Genomic DNA, 21200 nt, shown 5'->3' with positions numbered 1-21200 from the left:
CGCCCCTGATAAATTCAGCGCCGAAATACCGGGCCGCACGGGGGTTGGCAGGACAGGGTGACCGAGGAGATCGACTACGACATACCGACCGAGCTGGCCGAGGTCTACCTCGTGCTGCTCGCCGACGTCTCCCGCACCGGCCGGCTGCTGCGCCGCGAGGAGCTGGAGCGCCTGCGAAGGCTCGGCGAGCACTGCGCCGAGGCCGGGCACGGGCTGCGCGAGGTGGTCGCGCACTGCCTGGCCGCGGCCCGGCGGGCCTGGCAGACCCTGCCCGGGACGACCTCCGCGAGCAGCGTCACCGAACTGCGCCGGACCGGCGACGCGGTACTGGCCGCCACCGACGCCGCGCTGGCCGCGCTGGGCGAGGGCCACGAGCGGGCCCAGCGCCTGGCCGTCCGCCAGGAGGAGGCCGCCCGGCGGGAGTTCATCGACGACCTGCTGTTCGGCCGCAGCGACCTCGGACTGCTCGCCGAGCGCGCGGAGCGGTTCGGGCTGCGGCTGGCGGGCGCGTACACGGTGGCGGTCGCGGTGGGCGACGAGCCGTTCGCGGACGTCCATCCGCTGGTGCACCGGGTGGAGCGGGAGCTGGCCGGGCGGTTCGGCGAGCGGGACGTGCTGCTGGCCAGCAAGGACGGCCGACTGGTGTGCATCGCCCCGGACTCCGAGCGGGCCGTGCTGGAGGCCTTCGCCGAGCTGACGCTGCGCCCCGGGACCGGCCGCGGCTACCAGCCGGTCCGGCGGGTGGCCACCGGCCGCCGGCACTCGGGGCCGAGCGGGGTGCTGCGCAGCTACGAGGAGGCGCTGGACGCCCTGGACTACGCGCAGCGGCTGGGCCTGCCGGCCCGGCAGCTGCGGGCCGAGGAGCTGCTGGTCTTCCCGGTGCTGATGCGCGACCGGTCGGCCATGGCCGACCTGGTGCGCACCGTGCTCGGCCCGCTGACCGAGGCGCGCGGCGGCGCCCGTCCGCTGCTGGACACCATCGCGGTGCAGGCGGAGGCCGCGTACGTGAACGCGGAGGCGGCGCGCCGGCTGGGCCTGAGCGTGCGCACCCTGGGCTACCGGCTGGAGCGGATCAAGGCGCTCACCGGGTACGACCCGGCGGACGCGCTCCAGCGCTTCACCCTGGAGACGGCGGCCATGGGGGCGCGGCTGCTGAACTGGCCGGAACAACCGCTGTAGTGCGTGGGACTACCGCTGTAGTGCTCGGAACAACCGTTGTAGTGCGCGGAACTACCGCTGCGGTGCGCGGCGTTACCGCCGTGGTGCGCTGGACTACCGCCGTAGTGCGCGGCACGACGGCCGTAGTCCCCGCCGCCCCGGGAAGGGCCGCCGCGGTCCCGCCGCGCGAAACCCGCGCGGCGCCGCTGCGACCGTCCGGCACCCGTCCTGTTGCCTGGTTGTTGCAGTGTCACGCGGGCCGCGTGTACCAGGGTGTCAAGAGGGCGTAAAGATTGCCGGATCCTGGCAATGTGCGACGGGCCCCGGCGCTGTCATGATCTCCCCGGTGCCGAAGCGCGGCGCCGGTGGAGAGGCGGGGGAGGGTGGCCGGGATGGGGGGATTCTTCGCGGCCGCGCTGGCCTTTCCGACGGCGCTGTTCAGCTTCGCGCTGGTGGTGGTGGTCGGGTACTGGTTGCTGATGCTGTTCGGCGGCCTCGTTCCCGGCGCCGTGCACGGGGGGCACGACGCCGGGCACCACATGGACGTCGGGCACGCGGGGCACCACCTCGGTGCCGAGCACGGGGGGCACGTCGGACACGGGGGGCACGGTGCCGGGGGGCACGGTGCCGACGGGGGACCCGACCGGCCCGGTGCGGGCCACCACACGGGCGTGCTGGACGCGCTGGGACTGGGCGGGGTTCCCGTGACGGTGGCGGTGTCGCTGCTGGTCGCGCTCGCCTGGTTCGTCAGCCTGGCCGGCACCGTCCTCACCTCGGGGGCGCCGGCGCGCGGCGGCGTGTTCGTCGTCGCGCTGGCCGCCTCCTGGGCGGGCACCCGGGTGCTCGTCCGGCCGCTGTCGCGGCTGTTCCCGCAGGACCGGCCGGCCACCCGGGGGGACTTCGTCGGCCGGGTCTGCGTGATCCGGACCGGCCGGGTGACGGCCGACTTCGGGCAGGCCGAGGTCACCGCGGAGGACGGCTCCACCGCGACCGTCCAGGTCCGCACGGCGGAGCCCGAACCGGGCCTGACGGCCGGGCGGACCGCCCTGATCTTCGACTACGACGCCGTGGGCGAGCACTTCCTGGTGGCGCCCTTCGACCCGCCGTCCACCGGCGTCTGATCTCCGGCCCTCCCGTTCCCCGGCCGGCCCTCCGCCACCGCACGTCCCTTTCGCACCACCTCTTCGCATCGACTCCTCGTACCACCTCTTCGCTCCAACTCGCCATCTCGTCAAAGGACTCCGTGATGGACACCATCGCCGTGGGTTTCGGCGTGCTCGTCGCCGTCGTGCTGCTCATCCTGCTCGCCATGCTGCTGTTCGTGGGCCGCCTGTTCCAGAAGGTCGAGCAGGGCAAGGCACTGATCGTCTCCCGGACGAAGAAGGTGGACGTGACCTTCACCGGCGCGATCGTCCTCCCGGTGCTCCACAAGGCGGAGTTGATGGACATCACCGCCAAGACGGTGGAGATCCACCGGGCCGGCCGGGACGGTCTGATCTGCCGGGACAACATCCGCGCGGACATCCGGATCTCGTTCTTCGTCCGGGTCAACAAGACCGTCGAGGACGTCATCAAGGTCGCGCAGTCGATCGGCACCGCCCGGGCCAGCGATCCGCAGGCGATCCAGGAGTTCTTCGCCGTCAAGTTCGCCGAGGCGCTCAAGACCGTCGGCAAGCAGCTGGACTTCACCGACCTGTACACCCACCGGCACGAGTTCCGGGACCAGATCATCGCGGTCATCGGCACCGACCTCAACGGCTACACCCTTGAGGACGCGGCGATCGACCACCTGGAACAGACCCCGATGAACCAGCTGGACGCCGACAACATCCTGGACGCCCAGGGCATCCGCAAGATCACCGAGCTGACCGCGATCGAGCACGTGCGCACCAACGAGTACCAGCGCACCGAGGAGAAGGAGATCACCCGGCAGAACGTGGACGCCCGGGAGGCCGTCCTGGAGCTGGAGCGCCGGCAGGCCGACGCCGAGATCCGCCAGCGCCGCGAGATCGAGACCCTGCGGGCCAAGGAGGACGCGGTGATCGCCCGGGTGCAGGAGGAGGAGCGGCTCAACGCCCAGACCGCCTTCCTGCGCACCGAGGAGCTGCTCGGGGTGCAGCGGGAGAACCAGGCCCGCGAGGTCGCGGTGGCGCAGAAGAACCGCGAGCGGGTGATCGCGGTGGAGAACGAGCGGATCGAGAAGGACCGCCTGCTGGAGGTCGTCGGCCGCGAGCGGGAGACCCAGCTCGCCACGATCGCCAAGGAGAAGGAGCTCGAGTCCGCCAAGCGCGAGGTCGCCGACGTGGTCCGCGAGCGGGTCGCGGTGGACCGCACCGTCGCCGAGCAGGAGGAGGCCGTCAAGACCCTGCGCGCCACCGAGGAGGCCGAGCGCGTCCGCAAGGCCGTCGTGATCCAGGCCGAGGCCGAGGCGCAGGAGAAGCTCGTCAAGGACATCAAGGCCGCGGAGGCCGCCGAGCAGGCCGCCACCCACAAGGCCCGCGAGGCGCTGGTGCTGGCCGAGGCCCGGCAGCAGGCCGCCGAGCTGGACGCGGCCGCCAAGATCCGGATGGCCGAGGGCGTCCGGGCGGAGGCCGCGGCCGAGGGCCTGGCCCGGGTCCAGGTCCGCGAGCAGGAGGCCGCGGCGGTGGAGAAGGTCGGCCGCGCCGAGGCCGTCGTCCAGGCGGAGAAGGCCAAGGCCGCCGCGCTGGAGATCGGCGGCCGGCTGAAGGCCGAGGCCGAGGGCCTGACCGAGAAGGCCGCGGCGATGGCCAAGCTGGACGAGGCCTCGCGCGGGCACGAGGAGTACCGGCTGCGGCTGGCCGCCGAGAAGGACGTCCGGCTGGCCGGGCTGGACACCCAGCGGCAGATCGCCGAGGCCCAGGCGGCGCTGGTCGCGGCCGGGCTGGAGAAGGCGAAGATCGACATCGTCGGCGGGGACTCGGTGTTCTTCGACCGGCTGGTGCAGTCGGTGTCGGCCGGCAAGAGCGTGGACGCCTTCGTCGCCCACTCGCAGACCGCGCAGACCCTGGCCGGGCCCTGGCTGGACGGGCGGGCGAGCTTCACGGACGACCTCACCCGGGTGCTCTCCTCGGTCTCCACGGCCGACGTGCAGAACCTGACGGTGTCGGCCCTGCTGATGAAGCTGATCGGCTCGGGGGCCGGCGACCAGGCCGGTCAGCTGCGCCAACTGCTGGAGTCGGCACGGAAGCTGGGCGTCGCGGAGACCCCGATCGGGGCGCTGGCCGGCGGGCTCGCCTCGGCCAACGGCTCCAAGTGATCCGCTGAGCGGGCACGCCGACCGCGCTGACCGCGGCTACCGATCCAGCCGCATCGATCGCGGCAACCGATTCGACCGAGTCAACTGAGGAACGTGACCGTGACCGTGGACGCCCTCGACGCCCGGCTCGACGCCGGCACCTACGAGGTCCTGCGCGACCGGCTCGCCCGAGCCGCCGCCGAACTCGCCGACCGGGCCCAGGCGTTGAACGCCCGCCGGGTCGCCGAGTTCGGCGGCGGGGAGCTGCGGCTGGCCGGCACCGGACGGCTCACCACCGACCGGGCCTGCCTGCCGCAGGACCTCACCGCCGCCGGCGGGCTGCTGCTGCTCGCCACCCGTCCGACCGAATCCGCCGACGGCACCGGGGACTTCACCGACGTCCTCGGCCTGCACCACCCCGACCTCTCCCCCGCGCCCGCCGAGGGCACCCTGCTGGACGACCCGCGGCTGCGCCAGGACCTCGCCGACCTGCGGCGCTACTTCCGCGACGCCCGGCTGGAGCGGCTGCGCGCGGTGGACGGCCGGCTGCTCGCCGTCTTCCGCACCGGCCCGACCGCCGCCGACGTCCGGGTGCTGCGCTGGCGCCTGGACGACGGCCTCGCCGACGACGCCCAGCCGTCCTACCTGGACGGGCGCGGCGAACGCGACCACACCCCGGCCGACGGGCAGCAGCTGCCCTGGACCGCCCTCACCCGGGACGACCAGCTGCCCGCCGGCCCCGGCCGCCCGCCCCGCGCCGACCTGGCCGGCGAGCTGCTCGTCGGCGTCGACGGCGGCCGGCTGACCATCACCGCCCCGGACGGCCGGGAGCTGCACCGCGAGCCGCTGGCCGAGGCCCTGCAGACGCTCGCCGACGCCCGGATCGCCCACGCCCGGCTCGGCACCCTGCTGCTGGTGCGCGTGCGCCCGTACCAGGAGGAGACCGAGCGGCACCTGGTGGTGCACCTGCCCACCGGCACCGTCACCCGGATCGACGCGCTCGGCCAGGCCTGCCTGCGGCTGCCCGCCGACCAGGGCGTGGCCTTCCCCGGCGGCTGCCACCTGGTGGACGGCACCGTGCGCACCTTCGACCAGCCGGTCGACGGCCTGCGGTACGAGCGCACCCTCCTCTCGCCCAACGGCGAGGACGTGCTGTACGAGTTCCGCTCCCCCGCCGACGGCCGCGCCCTGCTCCAGCCGTACAACAGCGTCCGCCAGGAGGCCGCCGCCCCGCTGCCCTGCCAGGGCTACGCGCTGCTCGCCGACGGCACCCTGATCGCGCTGCGCCCGGCCGAGGACGGGCCGACCCGGCTGCACCCCGTCCAGCTCTGGCAGACCCCGTTCACCAGCGAGCGCTTCGCCGCCGAACAGCCGCCCGGCAGCGGGCCGTTGGCCCGGATCGGCAACGCCGACCTGGTCCGCGGCCTGGCCGACTGCCTGGCCCTGGCCCGGCTGGCCGCGGCCGGCGCCGACACCCCGGCCGGCCACCAGGCCGTCCTCGCCGCCTGCACCCGCACCGCCGACCGGCACCACTGGCTCGGCCAGGACGGCCTCGGCGACCTCGCCGCGCCGCTCGCCGAGATCCGCGACACCGCCCGGCAGGTCGTCGCCGAGTACGAGGCCGTCGCCCAGCTCACCGCGCACGCCGCCCGGCAGACCGACGAGGCCGCCGAGCACGTCGAGGGCCTGCTGCGCACCGCCCGCGGCGAGACCCTGGCCGACGCCGCCGAGTGGGTCGACCGGCTGGCCGGACTGCGCCGCGCCCAGGGCCGCGTCGAGGCGCTGCGCGACCTGCCGCGCGCCGACCCGGAGCGGATCGACGGGCTCGCCGCGCACCTCGCCGAGGGCCTGGCCGAGGCCGCCGACCGCGCCGTCGGCCAGCTCGCCGAGCCGACCGCCTTCGAGCCCCACCGGCAGCGGGCCGGTGAGCTGGCCGAGCGCTGCGCCGCCATCGCCACCGCCGCCGAGGCCGAGCCGCTGGGCCTCGAACTGGGCGGCCAGAGCGAGGCCCTGCAGACCGTCTCGGAGCTGGTCGGCACCCTCGACCTGGCCGACGCCACCACCCGCACCGCGATCCTCGACCGGCTCGCCGACGTGCTCGGGCTGCTCAACCGGGCCCGGTCCGCGCTGACCGTGCGCCGCCGGGAGCTGCGCACCCGCGAGGCCGCCGCCGAGTTCGCCGCCGAGACCGCCCTGCTCGGCCAGGCCACCACCGCCGCGCTCGCCGCCGCCGACACCCCCGAGGCCTGCGACGAGCAGCTCGGCCGGCTGCTGCTGCGGATCGAGCAGCTGGAGACCCGCTTCGCCGACGCCGACCCGGCGCTCGGCGAGCAGCTCACCGCCCGCCGCACCGAGGTCCACGACGCGCTCACCGCCCGCCGCCAGCACCTGCTGGAGGAGCGGGCCCGGCGCGCCGACCGGCTGGCCGCCTCCGCCGGGCGCGTCCTCGACACCCTGCACCGCCGGCTGGCCGGTCTTGACACCGCCGCCGAGATCGACGCCGCCCTCGCCGCCGACCCGACCGCCGTCAAACTCCGCGACCTGGCCGGGCAGTTGGCCGCGCTCGGCGACCGGGTCCGGGCCGAGGAGCTGACCGGACGGCTGCGCGCCGCCCGCGGCCGCGCCCACCGGGCCCTGCGCGACCGCGCCGAGCTCGCCGGGGACGGCCCCGGCACCCTGCGGCTGGGCCGGCACCTGTTCGCCGTCACCACCCAGCGCCCCGAACTCGCCCTGGTGCCCTGGCGCGGACGCCCCGCCTTCACCCTCACCGGCACCGACTACCGCTCCCCCGTCACCGACCCGGCCTTCGCCGCCACCGAGCGGTACTGGGACCGTCCGCTGCCCTCGGAGACCCCGCGGCTGTACCGCGCCGAGTACCTCGCCGCGAGCCTGCTGCCGGCCGTCGAGGCGGCGGCGCCGCTCACCGACGCCGAGTTGCTGGAGTACGTCCGGCGGGCCGCCGAGCAGCGCCCGGACGAGGGCTACCAGCGCGGCGTGCACGACCACGACGCCACACTGCTGCTCCGCGCCCTGCTCCGACTCGACGCCGAGGCCGGGCTGTTGCGCCACCCGGCGGGCGCCCGGGCGGCCGCGCAGCTGTACTGGGCGCACGGCGCCGACGAGCGGCAGCGGCTGCTCTGGCACACCCGGGCCCGCTCGCTGGGCCTCGCCCGGGACGCCTTCGGGGGCGCCCCGGCGCAGGCCGCGCTGGACGCCCTCGCCCGCGAACTCTCCTCCGCCGTCGCCGACTTCGTCCCGGGAGCGGCGCCCGCCGGGCCCTACCTGGTGGCCGAACTGGCCGCCGCCGCACCCAGCTTCGCCCACTCGACGGGCGCCGCCGCACTGCTCGACAAGTTCCGCGCCGCCCCCGAGTCGGCCGGTCTCACCGAGGCGCTGGCCGCACTGCCCGAGGAGCCCGAGCTGCTGCCGGTACGGCGCCAACTCGCCGCCGCCTGGCTGGAGTCGGGCGCCGTCGACGCCGATCCGGCGGACCTCGCCGAGGCCGCCGCCGCGCTGCTCTGCCCGTCCCTGCCGCGCCGCCCCGCCGAGGGGGCCGTGGGCGCCCGGATCACCGGGCTGCTCGGCGACCACCCGCGGCTCGCGGGCGGAGCGCTCGACCTCCGGCTGGACGAACTGCTCGCCCGGGTGGCGGAGTTCGAGCAGGTCGAGGTGCCCGGCTACCGGGCCTACCAGCGGCTGCGCGGCGAACTGCTGGCCGCCGAGCACGCCCGGCTGCGGCTCGACCAGTACCGGCCCGCCCCGCTCAACGGCTTCGTCCGCAACCGGCTGATCGACCAGGTGTACCTGCCGCTGGTCGGCGACAACCTCGCCAAGCAGCTCGGCACCGCCGGGCCCGGCGGACCGGTCGACCGCAGCGGCCTGCTGCTGCTGGTCTCCCCGCCCGGCTACGGCAAGACCACCCTGGTCGAGTACCTCGCCGAGCGGCTCGGCCTGCTGCTGGTCTCCGTCAGCGGCCCCGCGCTCGGCCACCGGGTCACCTCGCTGGACCCGGCCGAGGCCCCCGACGCGACCTCCCGGCGCGAGGTCGAGAAGCTCAACTTCGCCCTGCACGCGGGCGACAACGTGCTGCTCTACCTGGACGACGTCCAGCACACCTCGCCCGAGTTCCTCCAGCGCTTCATCCCGCTGTGCGACGCCCAGCGCCGGGTCGACGGCGTCTGGGACGGCGAGGCCCGCGAGTGGGACCTGCGCGGCAAGCGCTTCGCCGTCGTCATGGCCGCCAACCCGTACACCGAGTCCGGCCGCCTCTTCCGGCTGCCCGACATGCTCGCCAACCGCGCCGACGTGTGGAACCTCGGCGACGCCGTCGCCGGGCGCGAGGACCTCTTCGCGCTCAGCTTCGTCGAGAACGCCCTGCCCGCCAGCCCCCACCTGGCCCCGCTCGCCACCGCCGAGCGCGCCGACCTCGACACCCTGCTCGCCCGCGCCGGCGGCCTGCCCGGCGGCACCCTGGCCGGCACCTGGCCCGCCGCCGAGACCGAGCGGATGACCGCCGTCCTCGCCGGCCTGCTCCACCTGCGCTCCACCGTCCTGGCCGTCAACCGCGCCTACCTGGCCTCCGCCGCCCAGGACGACCGCACCCGCACCGAGCCCCCCTTCCTGCTCCAGGGCTCCTACCGCAACATGGCCAAGCTCGCCCAGCGCCTCGACCCCGCCCTCACCCGCCCCGAACTCGACGCCCTGCTCACCGACCACTACCGCGCCGAGGCCCAACCCCTGGGCGCCGACGCCGAGGCCCAGCTCCTCAAACTCGCCGAACTCCGTGGCACCCTGACGGAGCATCAGTCAGCCCGCTGGGCGGAGCTGAAGCGCTCCTGGTCGGAGCGCGGACGGCCCGGCGAGCGTCCTTGACCTGAAGGGCGCTTGAGCTCCTACCGCCCGGGACGTCGACTGACACCTCGGCGGGCCCGACTCCCCCGCTGCCCGCCCTCCCCCGCCCCACCGATGGAACGATGACCGCACGATTCACTCCATCGGGGCATCCGCAAACGGCGGGGGTAGGCGGCGCCGCGAGCCGGGTAACCCGCTGGCATGAGCGCTCAGGGACTCGATCTGGCCGGGCTGCGCAGGGTGTACGGGCGGGCGGGGAGTCGGTGGTTCTACACCCGGGTGGCGCGCAACGCACGGCACTGGGGGTGGACGGAGCCGGGGCAGTCGAAGTGGCGGTTGTGGCGGGCGCAGCGGCAGTTGGAGGACGTGCTGGGGCGCAAGCTGGCGCTGCCGGCCGGGGCGCGGGTGCTGGACGCCGGGTGCGGGGCCGGGGTGGTGGCCCGGGCGATGGCCCTGCGCTTCGGTCTGGCGGTGACGGGGGTCGACGTCCTGGACTTCCACCTCGCCGAGGCGGCCCGGCTCAGCGCCCGGGCCCGGATGGGCGACCGGACGGTGTTCCGCTTCGGGGACTTCCACCGGCTCCCCTTCGACGACGGGGAGTTCGACGGCGCGTACTCGATGGAGACGCTGGTCCACTCCTACGACCCGCCCCGGGCGCTGGCCGAGCTCCACCGGGTGCTGCGCCCGGGCGGCCGGCTGGTGCTGCTCGGCCCGATGAGCACCGGCCCGCTGGACGAAATGGAGCCGGGCGCACGGGCGTTGATCGAACCGTACCTGGACACGATGACGATGACCGGCTCCAAGGTCTACCACGCCGGTAACCTGTCGCGGCTGCTCGCCGAGGCCGGGTTCGAGGTCGAGGAGGCGCTGGACGCGACGCCGTACTACCTGCCGACCTCGGAGGCCGTGTACGCGTACTTCCGGCTGCCGTGGGAGATACTGCGGCGCTTCGGCGATCCGGCCAAGTGGCTCAATCTCCGGTCCACGGTGGAGATGTACGGCGTTCGGGAGCATGTCGCCTGGTACGTTCACACGGCTGTCAAGCCATCGAGGTGAACTCCGCGTGGACGAGCGCTCCGCCCCCCTGCCGTACCCCAGTGGCTGGTTCTGCGTCGGCCGGTCCCGGGACCTGCCGCCCGGGCGGGTGCGCACGGTCCGGCTGATGGGCGAGGACGTGGTGCTGTACCGGACCCGCCGGGGCGCGGTGCGCGCGGTCGGCCCGCACTGCCCGCACCTGGGCGCGCACTTCGGGGCGGGCGGGAAGGTCCGGGGCGAGGAGCTGGTCTGCCCGTTCCACGGCTTCGCCTTCGGCCCGGACGGCTCGTGCACCGGTTCGCCGGACGGCATCCGGTTCCGCGGCGCCCTGGCCGGGCGCCGGCTGTGCGAGCGGGACGGCGCGCTGTTCGTCTGGTGCGGCCCCGGCGGCGGCCCGGGCAACGGTTCGGGCGGCGGTCCGGACGGCGGCGCACCGGCCTGGGAGCTGCCGCCGGCGGTCGGGGTACGGCCGCTGGCGTGGTGGAGCGGGGACGTGCTCTCCCACCCGCAGGAGGTGATGGAGAACAGCGTCGACTTCCGGCACACCCGGGTGCTGCACGGCCTGGACACCCGGGAGACCGCCCCGCCCGAGGTGGCCGGGCCGCTGTTCACCGTCCACCAGCGCACCACGACCCGGTTCCCCGGGCTGGGCACGGTGAGCCTGGAGCAGCCGGTGACGCTGTTCGGCCTCGGGCTGATGCGCATGGAGGTCGAACTGCCGCAGGTGGGCGGCGCCTTGCGGGTGTGGGTGCTGCCGACGCCGGTCGCGCCGTGGCGGACCAGGGTGCGCTTCGCGGTGACCGCCACGGTGCCGGTGCCGGGGGTCGGCACGGCGCGGGCCGTCGACCGGGCGGCCTCCTGGGCGGCGCTCCAGGCCTCGGTGCGGATCATCAAGCAGGACCGCCCGATCCTGGACCACAAGCGGTACCTGGCGCAGCCCCGGCTCGTCCCCGGGGAGCGCTCGATCGGGCTGTTCCGCCGGTGGGCGCGGCAGTTCTACCCCGGGTTCCACCCCGAGCCGGCCCCCGGGTTCCACCCCGACGCCCGCGCCGGGCTCCAGCCGGAGCCGGACGCCTCCTGAGCCCCGGTCGGCGCGGCCGGCGCGGCCGGCGGCTCCCAGTCCGGGTCGGGCAGCCCGGGGACGGCCCGCCCCTCGGCCTGCCAGCGCCGGGCCAGTTCGGCGTAGATGGGCGTCTCCGGACCGGGTTCCGCCACGGGTTCCACCACGGGTTCCGGCACGGGCGCCGCCCACGGCTGTTCCGGCAGCTGCTCCGGCGGTCTGTCCGGAGCGCCGTGCAGGATCGTTTCCTCAGCCAGCCGCCGTTCCGGTTCCGGCAGCCTCCCAAAACCACTCACACCCGGCCAACGCGCCCCGCCCGTACCGGGACACGGCCACGTCAACCCGGCTCCCCGCAGGTCAACCCCCTGCGGGGAGCCGCCGGGGGGGGGGGGGGGGGGGGGCCCCCCCCCCACCCCCGCCCCCGGGGGGGGGCGGGGGCCCCCCCCCCCCCCGCCCCCCCCCCCCCCCCCGCCGCCCCCCCCCGGGGGGGGGCCCCGCGGGTGCGCTGGACGTCGCCCCCCCCGACTTCCGGCGCACGTCCTGTGCGAGGGCCGGGCCCCTACCGCCGCAGTCCCGCCGCCAGCAGCTCCGCGACGGTGGCGAGCTTCACCCGGGGCCGCCCCTCGGCCTCGCCCCGCTCGCGTTCCGCGCGGTCCACCGCCCGCAGCTCCCGCAGCCCGACCGCGTCCGGCCGCCGCTTGCGCACCAGCCGTTCGAAGTCGCCGCGCCCCGCCTCCGGGACGGGCAGCGCGCGGGCGGTCGCGTCGTCCAGCAGCGCGCCCACCGTCTCCCGGGCGCAGGCCCGGTTGGCGCCGATCCCGCCGGACGGCCCGCGCTTGGCCCAGCCCACCACGTACGTCCCCGGCAGCGGCCGTCCGGTCGCCGGGTCGACGACCCGCCCCGCCCGGTGCGCGACCGTCCCGGTCCGCTCGTCGAACGGCAGCCCGGGCAGCGGGACGCCCCGGTGCCCGATGGAGCGCACCACCAGCCCGGCCCGCAGCACGTCCCGTACCCCGGTGCCCTCGACCCGGCCGTCCGCCGCCGGGGCGGTCCGCTCGACGGTCAGCGCCTCGACCCGCCCCTCCCCGGACAACTCGACCGGCGCCGACAGGAACCGCAGCACGATCCGCCGCCCCGGCCCGGGCGGCGCGTCACCGTCGTGCGGCACCAGCGGCAGCCCGGCGAGCAGCGCCGCCCCCGACGCCGTACCCGACCCCGCTTCCGCCCCCCGTTCCGCCCCCGCCTCCGCCGCCTCGATGGCCGCCCGCACCTCCGGGTGGTCCGCCACCACCACCTCGACGCCCGGCAGCCGCCGCAGCGCCAGGAACTCCGCCCTGCTCCACGCCGCCTGCCCGGGGCCGCGCCGGGCGAGCAGCACGACCTCCCGGACCCGGCTGCGGCGCAGCGCGGCCAGGGCGTGGTCGGCGATGTCGGTGGCGGCGAGCCGGTCGGGATCGGTGAGCAGGATGCGGGCGACGTCCACCGCGACGTTGCCGTTGCCGACCACCACCACGCGCTCCGCCGACAGCTCCACCGCGTCGGCGGGCACCGTCGGTTCGGCGTTGTACCAGCCGACGAAGGCGGTGGCGGGCAGGCTGCCCGGCAGGTCCTCGCCGGGTATGCCGAGCCGGCGGTCGGCGGCCGCGCCGACCGCGTACACCACCGCGTGGTGGTGGGCGGCGAGCTCCTGGTGGGTGAGGTCCGTGCCGATCTCCACGTTGAGGTGCATCCGCAGCCGGGGGTCGTGGAAGACGCTCGCGAAGCTCTCCGCGATCCGCTTGGTGGACTGGTGGTCGGGCGCGACGCCGTGGCGCAGCAGGCCGCCAGTGACCGGCAGCCTGTCGATCATGGTGATCTCGGCGCTGGTGCCGCGCAGCAGTTCCTGCGCGGTGTACCCGGCGGACGGGCCGGTGCCGACGACGGCTATCCGCAGCGCGCCGACCTCGGCCGGCAGGCTGCGCGGGAAGCTGGGCGCGCCCCAGGCGTGGTCGTTGGGGTGGTCGCGGAACCAGTCGCGGTTGAGGTCGCCGAACACGGTGTCGGGTCCGCGCAGCCGGTCGACCGGGAACACCGCGTCCACCGGGCAGGCGTCCGCGCAGGCGCCGCAGTCGATGCACGCCCGCGGGTCGATGTAGAGCGTGTCGGTGGTGCCGAACTCCGGTTCGTCCGGGGTCGGGTGGATGCAGTTGACCGGGCAGACGGACACGCACGAGGCGTCGTTGCAGCAGGTCTGGGTGATCGCGTAGGCCATGGCCGGGGTGGGTCCTCGCTGCGCGTGGGGGAGGGGGCGGCTCGGTGGTGACGATCCGTCAGAGCATGTGCACCCGGCGGTAGACGGCCGCCGAGCGGCCGGTGAGCAGGCCGGTCTCGGCGAGGAAGGCCATCAGGTGCCGGGAGCTGGTGCGCATCATCGCCTTGCGGTGCTCGCTGGCCCGCACCTCGGCGAGCGCCCGCTGCACGTCGAGCCCGGCGGCCTTGTACACGCCCGGGTGCACCATGCTGGTGACGATGACGTACGCGCCCACGGCGATGCCGGTGGCCGAGGCGCGCCGGCGGGCCGGGCTCGCGTGGCGCATCCGCTCGCGGATCTCCTGCCGGGCGAACTTCATGTGCCGGGACTCCTCGACCACGTGGATCCGGGAGGTGCCGCGGACGATCTCCAGCACCTTCTCGCCGCGCATCCAGTCGCGCTGCATGACGTCGAGCACCTCTTCGGCCACCAGGATGCCGCCGTAGGCGAGTTCGCCCTTGGCGAGCGCCTTGAAGGCGCGCCCGGCCTGGGCGATCACCTTGTTCGGGCGGTAGGCCGGAACGCCCATCTTGGCGCAGGCGCGGGCGAACATGATCGAGTGGCGGCACTCGTCGGCGATCTCGGTGAGCGCGAACTGGAACTCGGCGGTGGCGGGGTTCTTGAGGTACTGGTCGCGCAGCACCATCTGCTGGAGGATCATCTCGAACCAGATGCCGGTGTTCATGATCGAGCAGACCTCGTGCCGGGTGAGTGTGACCTGCTGGCGCTCGGTCATCTCGTCCCACAGCCGGGTGCCGTAGAGGGTGCTCCACTCCGGGTTGAGGCCGTAGTGGTCGTCCGGGAGGGGGGCGTCCCAGTCGATCTCGGTCGAGGGGTCGTAGGAGAGGGTGGCGGCCGACTCCAGCAGCCGCTTCGAGACGTCGTCGTCGGCCGTGGTGTGGCCGTGCCCCGTCTGCCAGGTGAGAGCCATGGCTGCCTCCAGGTGCCTGTTCCGCGGGTTCCCGCTCACCCGCTTATTAGACGGACAGTACAATAAGAGCCGGTCGCCGAGAACCCCCTGCGCGACAGCGATCCGGCGCGTGACCGTACGGCTCACGCCCCCCTTCCGCCTCCGGGCACGCCCCCTTCCGTCTCACGGTCACGCCCCTCTTCCACCTCCGGCCCCGTCCCCCTTCCGCCTCCGGCCCCGGCCCGCCTTCCGTCTCACGGCACGGCGAAGGGCGGGACCCGCCCGCCGCGGGGTCCCGCCCTTCGCCGCAAGCCCTCCGGTGCGTTGCCGCTACCCGCCGATCGCCTGCCGCAGCGCCTCCGCCGCCTCGGCCGTCGCCTCCCGGAAGCGGTGGCCGACGCCGATGTAGCTGGCGTACCCGTGGATGAGGTCCGACTGCCGGCTCAGCCGCACCGCGACCCCGGCCTCCTCCAGCGCCCGCGCGTACGCCTCGCCCTCGTCGCGCAGCGGGTCGAAGCCCGCGGTGCCGATGTACGCGGGCGGCAGGCCGGTCAGGTCCTCGGCGAGCAGCGGCGACAGCCGCGGGTCGGTGCGGTCGGCGGGCGCGGGCGCGTACCGGTCGGCGAACCAGTCCATGTCGGCGCCGGTCAGGAAGAACCCGTCGGCGAACAGTGCGCGCGAGGGGCGTCGGGTCGAGGCGTCGGTCGCCGGGTACAGCAGCAGCTGGAACACCGGCGCGGGGCCGCCCCGCCGGACCGCCTGCTGGGCGGCGACGGCGGCCAGGTTGCCGCCCGCGCTGTCCCCGCCGACCGCGATCCGCTCCGGGTCCGCGCCCAGGTCGGCGGCCTTGGCGTAGGCGTAGTCGAACGCGGCCAGCGCGTCCTCGGCCGCCGCCGGGAACGCGTGCTCGGGCGCCAGCCGGTACTCCACCGACAGCACCCGCACCCGCGCCCGCTGGGCGAGGAAGCGGGCGACGTGGTCGTGGCTGGCCCGGCTGCCGACCACCCAGCCCCCGCCGTGCAGGAGGACCAGCAGGCCGGAACCGGCCGCCAGCCCCTCCGGGGTGTACAGCGTCGCGGCCAGTTCGCCGTGCTCCTGCGGGATGCCGACGCTCCGCGCGGCCACCGTACGGTTCCGCGGCCCGCCCACCAGGTGCCGCGCGTGCTCCATCGCGGCGCGCGACGGCCCGACCCCGCCCGACATCACCAGGGACGCCCCGGACAGCCGTTGGAGCTTGAGTATCAACTGCGCGTCCAGCGCGAGCGTCTGCCCGTCGAGGACCACCGGCTTGCCCGCGACGGCCCGCCGCAGGCCCTCGGGCAGCGCGTACGCGGTGCGGACGACGGCGGCCTGGATCCGAACGGGCGGTGGGATCGTCATCTCTTCTGCCTCCTGACGGCGGCCCTGGAACGGTGTCGGGGCGGTTCTGCCGGGGCCGGGAGCCCATGATGGGCCCCTCCCGGCGGACGCGGAAGCCCCCTGGACGCCGCCTGAACCCGCCCTCGACCCCGCCCTCGACCCTGCCGCCCGCCCGCTCACCCCGTACTCGATGCCACCTCCAACCGCCGTGCCCGGGAGGCCAGATGGCGCCGCTCCGGGGCGCTCGCCGTCCGGGCCGCCGCCTCCCGGTAGGCGCGGGCGGCGGCCGCCGGGTCGGTGCCGAGCCGGTCGAGCAGGTGCGCCCGGACGGCGAGCAGCCGGTGGTGCCGGGCCAGGCGCCGGTCCCCGGCCAGCTCCGCCACCAGCGCCAGCCCCGCCTCCGGCCCGTGCACCATCGCGACCGCGACCGCCCGGTTGAGCGCGACCACCGGGTTCGGGTCGAGGCGCAGCAGCAGGTCGTACAGCGCCAGGACCTGCGGCCAGTCGGTCTCCCGCGCCGTCGCCGCCTCCCCGTGCACCGCGGCGATCGCGGCCTGCACCTGGTACGGCCCGGCCTGCCCGCGCGGCAGCACCGAGGCGATCAACTCCAGCCCCTCGTCCAGCAGTTCACGGTCCCACCGGCCGCGGTCCTGCTCGTCCAGCGGCACCACAGCGCCGTGCGCCCCGGTACGGGCCGGCCGGCGGGCGTCGGTCAGCAGCATCAGCGCGAGCAGCCCCGCCGTCTCGGCGTCCCCGGGGGTGAGCCGCCGCAGCAGCCGGGTCAGCCTGATCGCCTCCTCGGACAGCCGCGGCGCGGTCAGCTCCTCGCCGCCGCTCGCCGTGTAGCCCTCGTTGAAGACCAGGTACAGCACGTGCCGGACCTCGCCCAGCCGCCCCGCCCCGCCCTCCGGGAGGGACTCTCCCCCGCCGAGGGACAGTCCCCCGCCCACGCTCCTCAGCGTCTGCTTCGCCCGGCTGATCCGCTGCGCCATCGTCGCCTCGGGCACCAGGAACGCGGCCGCGATCTGCGCGGTGGTCAGGCCGCCGACCGCGCGCAGGGTCAGCGCGATCCGGCTCGGCACGGACAGCGCCGGGTGGCAGCAGAGGAACAGCAGCGCAAGGGAGTCGTCCGCCGCCGGGTCGGGCGCGTCGGCCGCGGGGGCGAGCAGCGCCGACTGCGGCGTGGCCAGCGCCAGCGCCTCCTCCCGGCGGCGGCGCGCCGAATCGCTGCGCACCCGGTCCACCAGCCGCCGGTCCGCGACCGTCACCAGCCAGCCCCTCGGGTTGGCCGGCGCCCCGCCCTCCGGCCACTGCGTCGCGGCGGCCAGCAGCGCCTCCTGCACCGCGTCCTCGCACGCGTCGAACGCCCCGCCGTGCCGCCGCACCAGCACGCCGAGGACCTGCGGCGCCAGTTCGCGCAGCAGGCCCTCGACGGCACCGGTCGTTCCGCTCACTCGCACACGGGGAGGTCGCCCGCCACGGACTCGTGCAGGACCGGCCACAGCTCCACCGGCTCCACGTCCGCGAACGGCATGTCCGCCGCGATCTGCTGGGCCCGCTCCAGGCTCTCGCAGTCCAGCAGGTAGAAGCTGGCCACGTACTCCTTGGTCTCCAGGTACGGCCCGTCGGTGACCACCGGCACCCCCTCCGCCCGCCGCACCAGCTGCGCCGCCGCCGCGTCCGCCAACCCGTACGCGCCGACCAGCTCCCCGCTCTCCCGGTACCGCGCGTTGAACGCCTCCTGCCTGGCGATCGCCTCCGGCCACGCCTCGGCCGGGAAGGAGTCCCACTTGGCCTGGTTGCCGTAGATCATCGCGACGTACTTCATTCCGGGTGTCCCCTCCGTCTCACGCGCCCCGTCGGCGCGCCGTCACCTCTCAGTCGGAGCGGCGGAACCCGGCCTCTACATCGGCCGACGACTTTTCCGAGGAATCTTTCTCGCGCCCCTGACCCCCACGAATGATCAAGGTACGGCAGCCGCCGGCCACCCGGCGCTCAGGAGTTGCGCCGGTCCTCCGCGTCGAAGGACGTGAGGGCCCGGGCCCCCGGTTCGAGGGCCTGGCGCAGGGCGGCCAGGACGGTTGGGTCCAACCCTCCTACGGCGTCGGCGAGTTCCTCGGCCACGTCCGCCGCGATCTCCGCCGCCACGGCCTGCGCGGGCGTGCGGGGGCCGAGCTTGCTGACGGCGGCGGCGGCGCGGGTGGGGGTGAGCAGGGCCGAGGCCTGGACGAGGAGCCAGGCGGGGACGCCGGCCGCGCCCTCCGGCGGGGGGAGGTAGGGGCGGGCGCCGTCGTAGCGGTCGTCCTCGGCGAAGGCCTGCTGCTTCACCTTCACGAGCGGACGGGCGGTGGCGGACTCGTGCCATTCGCCGGCCGGTTTGAGGACGTACCCCTCGGCGAGGTTGTCCGGCAGCTCGGGCAGGCCGAGCAGGGCGGGCACCCGGCTGGGGTAGCGGACCGGCAGGTCGTGCAGGGTGTTCAGCGGGCCGTGGCCGAGCAGGGGGACGCAGGTGAGTCCGGCGGCCCGCGCGGCCGTGCGCAGGGTGCGGTCGGCGATCCACCAACGGCCTTCGGGTGTCTCGACGGTGGCGTCGAAGGGCAGCCAGCGCAGGCCGGGGGCGTACCAGACGCCGGTCTGGACCGGGTCGACGCCGGGGACGGCGGGCACCCCGGGGTGCGGGTAGCGGCCGCCGGCCAGTTCGCCGTAGACCGTCACCACGGCGGCGGCGCCCCACGGTTCGCGCACCGCGGCGGCGAACCGGGCGGCCGCGACGGAGAGTTCGGGCCAGATCCGGCTCACCCCGAAGAAGCCGTCCAGCCCTTCGTCGTCCAGCAGTTCACGCCGTTTCGCGGCCCGTACAGAGCCGCCTTCGCAGACCACGGCGAAGTGCGCCCCGTGCACCTTCTCGGCCGCGGTCCACTCGCGGCTGCCGGGCCCGCCGGAGCGGCCCCGGGCGGGGATCTTGGGGTAGGGCCGCAGCCCGGGCCCGTCGGACACCGTCTCGAACACCGTCTCGGACACGAACGGAATCCTCGCCGCCGGGGCCGCCGCCTGGCAACCGGGATTTCCCGGCCCGGACGACGACCCGGGTCGGACCGACGACCCGGGTCGGAGCGGCGCGGGTCAGACCCCCCACTCCGCGCGCAGCGCCGCGAAGGCCTCGTGGAACCCCGGGAAGGTCTTCCGCACGCAGCCCGGGTCGTCGAAGGTGATGCCGGGGGTGCGCAGCGAGGTGACGGCGAAGGACATGACGATCCGGTGGTCGGAGTGGGTGGTGACCTCGGCCGGGCGGGGCGTGCCGGGCCGGATCTCGATCCAGTCGTCCCCGGTGGCCACGGTGACGCCCATCGCGCGCAGGTTGTCGGCGCAGGCCTCCAGGCGGTCGCACTCCTTGACCCGGGTGTTGTGGACGTCCTCGATCCGCACCGGCCCGGTGGCGAACGGGGCGATGGCCGCGAGGGTGGGCATGGTGTCGGAGATGTCCCGCATGTTGACGGTGATCCCGCCGAGCGGGCCCTCGCCGGCCACCGTGGTGCGGTCGGCGCCGACGTCCACCCGGGCGCCCATCCGCCGCAGCACGTCGACGAAGCGCAGGTCGCCCTGGAGCGCGTCCCGGCCGAGGCCGGGGACGGTGACCTCCCGGCCGGCCAGGGCCGCGGCGGCGAAGAAGTAGCTGGCCGTGGAGGCGTCCGGCTCGATCGGGTAGTCGGCGGCCCGGTAACCGCCGGGGGGCACCTCGAACAGCTCGCCGGCGGGCGTCCGCTCGCGCTTCACCTCGACCCCGAAGTCGCGCATCATCGCCAGGGTGATGCCGATGTACGGCGCGGAGACCAGCCGGGTGACGGTGATCCGCAGGCCGTCCCGGGTGAGCGGGCCGAGCAGCAGCAGCGCGGTCAGGTACTGCGAGGACTGCCCTGCGTCCAGGGTGAGTTCACCGCCGCGGACGCCGTCGGCGAGGACCGTCAGCGGGTGGTGCCCCTCGGCCTCCTCGTGCCGCAGGTCCACGCCCAGGTCGCGCAGCGCCCGGGTGAGCGGGGCGACCGGGCGGCGGCGCATCTGGGCGGAGGCGTCGAAGCGGTACGTGCCGTGGCCGGCGGCGGCGAGGGTGGGCAGGAAGCGCGCGGTGGTGGCGCCGTCGCGGCAGTACACCTCGGCCTCCGGGACGGCGGGACCGGCCGGGCGGCCCTCCACCCGCCACGCCCCGGCCGTCCGCTCGATCCGGTACCCGAGGGTGTCCAGCCCCTGCGCGAAGCCCTCGGTGTCGTCCGAGGACAGCGGCCGGCGCAGGGTGGTCACGCCCTCGGCGGCGGCGGCCAGGAACAGCGCCCGGGCGGTGATGGACTTGGACCCGGGGATCTCCACAGCAGTCACGGCAGGCTCTCCCAACTCGAGTGTCCGACAGGTGTCTCCGGTGACGTCGGGCCCGATCCTGCCCGACCCGGCCACCGCCGTGGCCGACCATCCACGGACTGGACGGTGACGGGGGCGACAACAGTGGGCGAAGGCTTCAGCCGCGTGCCGAGGGGCCGTTTCAGCAGCGCGCCCAGAGCCCGGCCAGGTGCGTGTGCAGGACCTCCTCCGCCTCTGCCACCGTCCGGTGCCCGACCAGTACGTGCGCGGTGAGCCCGTCGGCGAGGGCGAGCAGCGTACGGGCCTCGGTCCGCGCGTCCACCGCCCCGGCGGTGTCCGCCCCGCCCAGCGCCGATCCCCCGGCCGCCGGCCCGCCCGCCGTCGCCCCGCCCAGCGCCGATCCCCCGCCCGCCGCCTCCGCGACCAGCCGCACCACCAGCTCCTCCAGCGCCGCGTAACTGCTCCGCAGGGTGGCCGCCAGCGCCGGGTTGACGGCGGCCCCGGCGACGAAGGCGAGCCAGATCCGCGCCTCGGCCCGGTGTTCCTCGCGCAGCAGCGCCACCTCGCCCGCCACCAGCCCGAGTTCGGTGGCCGCCGACTGCGCCGGGCCGGCCGTGAGCCGGTTCCGCACCCGCGCGGTGACCCGCTCGCCGACGTGCGCGAGCGCGGCCAGCAGCATCTCCTCCTTGGTGCGGAAGCAGCGCTGGACGGCCCCCATCGAGACCTCCGCCCGGGTGGCGACGTCCCGCAGGGTGACGCCCTCCAGCCCGTGCTCGTCCACCAGCAGGCAGACGGCCTCGGCGATCCGCCGGCGCCGGCCCTCGTGGTCCACCTGTTTCGGCATGCCCGTCCTCCTCGCCGCCGTGTTCTCCGATATTCGATATTCCGATGCAAGCGTATCGGTTCCGGGCTAGGGTTCGTTCGGTTCCGA

The 21200-nt window shown here is 75.6% G+C and carries 14 protein-coding genes; 6 read left to right on the top strand and 8 right to left on the bottom strand.

The window, feature by feature from the left end; all coding sequences use genetic code 11:
• Positions 1–57 precede the first annotated feature (57 nt).
• The 6 genes from ACFY4B_RS35800 to ACFY4B_RS35775 all read left to right on the top strand — a co-directional run bounded on the left by ACFY4B_RS35800 (position 58) and on the right by ACFY4B_RS35775 (position 11381).
• Complete coding sequence (locus ACFY4B_RS35800) at positions 58–1179, top strand: PucR family transcriptional regulator (protein ID WP_387974920.1); 1122 nt, start codon at positions 58–60, stop codon at positions 1177–1179.
• 371 nt (positions 1180–1550) lie between these two features.
• Positions 1551–2279, top strand: coding sequence for a hypothetical protein (locus tag ACFY4B_RS35795; protein ID WP_387974917.1), 729 nt, complete (start codon positions 1551–1553; stop codon positions 2277–2279).
• A 125-nt stretch (positions 2280–2404) separates the two neighbouring features.
• Positions 2405–4435, top strand: coding sequence for a flotillin family protein (locus ACFY4B_RS35790; protein ID WP_049655427.1), 2031 nt, complete (start codon positions 2405–2407; stop codon positions 4433–4435).
• Positions 4436–4528: 93 nt separating this feature from the next.
• Complete coding sequence (locus ACFY4B_RS35785) at positions 4529–9286, top strand: DNA repair ATPase (protein WP_387974914.1); 4758 nt, start codon at positions 4529–4531, stop codon at positions 9284–9286.
• A 180-nt stretch (positions 9287–9466) separates the two neighbouring features.
• Positions 9467–10321 (top strand): class I SAM-dependent methyltransferase, encoded by an 855-nt coding sequence (locus ACFY4B_RS35780; RefSeq protein ID WP_387974911.1) that lies wholly within the window; start codon positions 9467–9469, stop codon positions 10319–10321.
• Between the two features lie 7 nt (positions 10322–10328).
• A complete protein-coding gene (locus ACFY4B_RS35775) occupies positions 10329–11381 on the top strand; it encodes an aromatic ring-hydroxylating dioxygenase subunit alpha (protein ID WP_387974908.1) in 1053 nt (350 codons plus the stop codon).
• 538 nt (positions 11382–11919) lie between these two features.
• Here ACFY4B_RS35775 and ACFY4B_RS35770 read toward each other — a convergent pair.
• From ACFY4B_RS35770 to ACFY4B_RS35735, 8 genes are all read right to left on the bottom strand, one after another.
• Positions 11920–13611, bottom strand: a complete 1692-nt coding sequence (locus ACFY4B_RS35770) for a 4Fe-4S binding protein (protein WP_387974905.1) — start codon at positions 13609–13611, stop codon at positions 11920–11922.
• 58 nt (positions 13612–13669) lie between these two features.
• Positions 13670–14581 carry a diiron oxygenase gene (locus ACFY4B_RS35765; protein ID WP_387974902.1) on the bottom strand — a complete coding sequence of 304 codons (912 nt, stop codon included), beginning with the start codon at positions 14579–14581 and terminating at the stop codon, positions 13670–13672.
• 309 nt (positions 14582–14890) lie between these two features.
• The gene (locus tag ACFY4B_RS35760; RefSeq protein WP_387974899.1) at positions 14891–15940 is read right to left on the bottom strand and encodes an alpha/beta hydrolase; all 1050 of its coding nucleotides are present in this window, start codon (positions 15938–15940) and stop codon (positions 14891–14893) included.
• 155 nt (positions 15941–16095) lie between these two features.
• On the bottom strand, positions 16096–17373 hold the full coding sequence (locus tag ACFY4B_RS35755; protein ID WP_387974896.1) for an RNA polymerase sigma factor: 1278 nt from the start codon (positions 17371–17373) through the stop codon (positions 16096–16098).
• Positions 17370–17747: a YciI family protein gene (locus ACFY4B_RS35750; protein ID WP_049656579.1), complete on the bottom strand. Its 378-nt coding sequence runs from the start codon at positions 17745–17747 to the stop codon at positions 17370–17372. Before ACFY4B_RS35750 ends, ACFY4B_RS35755 begins: the two co-directional genes overlap by 4 nt.
• A 167-nt stretch (positions 17748–17914) precedes the next feature.
• On the bottom strand, positions 17915–18940 hold the full coding sequence (locus ACFY4B_RS35745) for an RNA ligase family protein (protein WP_387826033.1): 1026 nt from the start codon (positions 18938–18940) through the stop codon (positions 17915–17917).
• 102 nt (positions 18941–19042) lie between these two features.
• Positions 19043–20290, bottom strand: coding sequence for a 3-phosphoshikimate 1-carboxyvinyltransferase (aroA, locus tag ACFY4B_RS35740; RefSeq protein WP_380744051.1), 1248 nt, complete (start codon positions 20288–20290; stop codon positions 19043–19045).
• 160 nt (positions 20291–20450) lie between these two features.
• The gene (locus ACFY4B_RS35735) at positions 20451–21113 is read right to left on the bottom strand and encodes a TetR/AcrR family transcriptional regulator (protein WP_375873208.1); all 663 of its coding nucleotides are present in this window, start codon (positions 21111–21113) and stop codon (positions 20451–20453) included.
• Positions 21114–21200: the final 87 nt, after the last annotated feature.

The organism is Kitasatospora sp. NPDC001261, assembly GCF_042896795.1.
GTDB lineage: Bacteria > Actinomycetota > Actinomycetes > Streptomycetales > Streptomycetaceae > Kitasatospora.
Note: the sequence above shows the minus strand (reverse complement) of the source record. Positions and strands in the feature narration are given on the sequence as shown.

Excerpts from the sequence above, each read along its gene's own strand:
- ACFY4B_RS35750 (WP_049656579.1), bottom strand. The coding sequence starts at position 17,747 with ATGAAGTACGTCGCGATGATCTACGGCAACCAGGCCAAGTGGGACTCC.
- ACFY4B_RS35790 (WP_049655427.1), top strand. The coding sequence starts at position 2,405 with ATGGACACCATCGCCGTGGGTTTCGGCGTGCTCGTCGCCGTCGTGCTG.
- ACFY4B_RS35795 (WP_387974917.1), top strand. The coding sequence starts at position 1,551 with ATGGGGGGATTCTTCGCGGCCGCGCTGGCCTTTCCGACGGCGCTGTTC.
- ACFY4B_RS35770 (WP_387974905.1), bottom strand. The coding sequence starts at position 13,611 with ATGGCCTACGCGATCACCCAGACCTGCTGCAACGACGCCTCGTGCGTG.
- ACFY4B_RS35735 (WP_375873208.1), bottom strand. The coding sequence starts at position 21,113 with ATGCCGAAACAGGTGGACCACGAGGGCCGGCGCCGGCGGATCGCCGAG.
- ACFY4B_RS35765 (WP_387974902.1), bottom strand. The coding sequence starts at position 14,581 with ATGGCTCTCACCTGGCAGACGGGGCACGGCCACACCACGGCCGACGAC.
- ACFY4B_RS35760 (WP_387974899.1), bottom strand. The coding sequence starts at position 15,940 with ATGACGATCCCACCGCCCGTTCGGATCCAGGCCGCCGTCGTCCGCACC.
- ACFY4B_RS35780 (WP_387974911.1), top strand. The coding sequence starts at position 9,467 with ATGAGCGCTCAGGGACTCGATCTGGCCGGGCTGCGCAGGGTGTACGGG.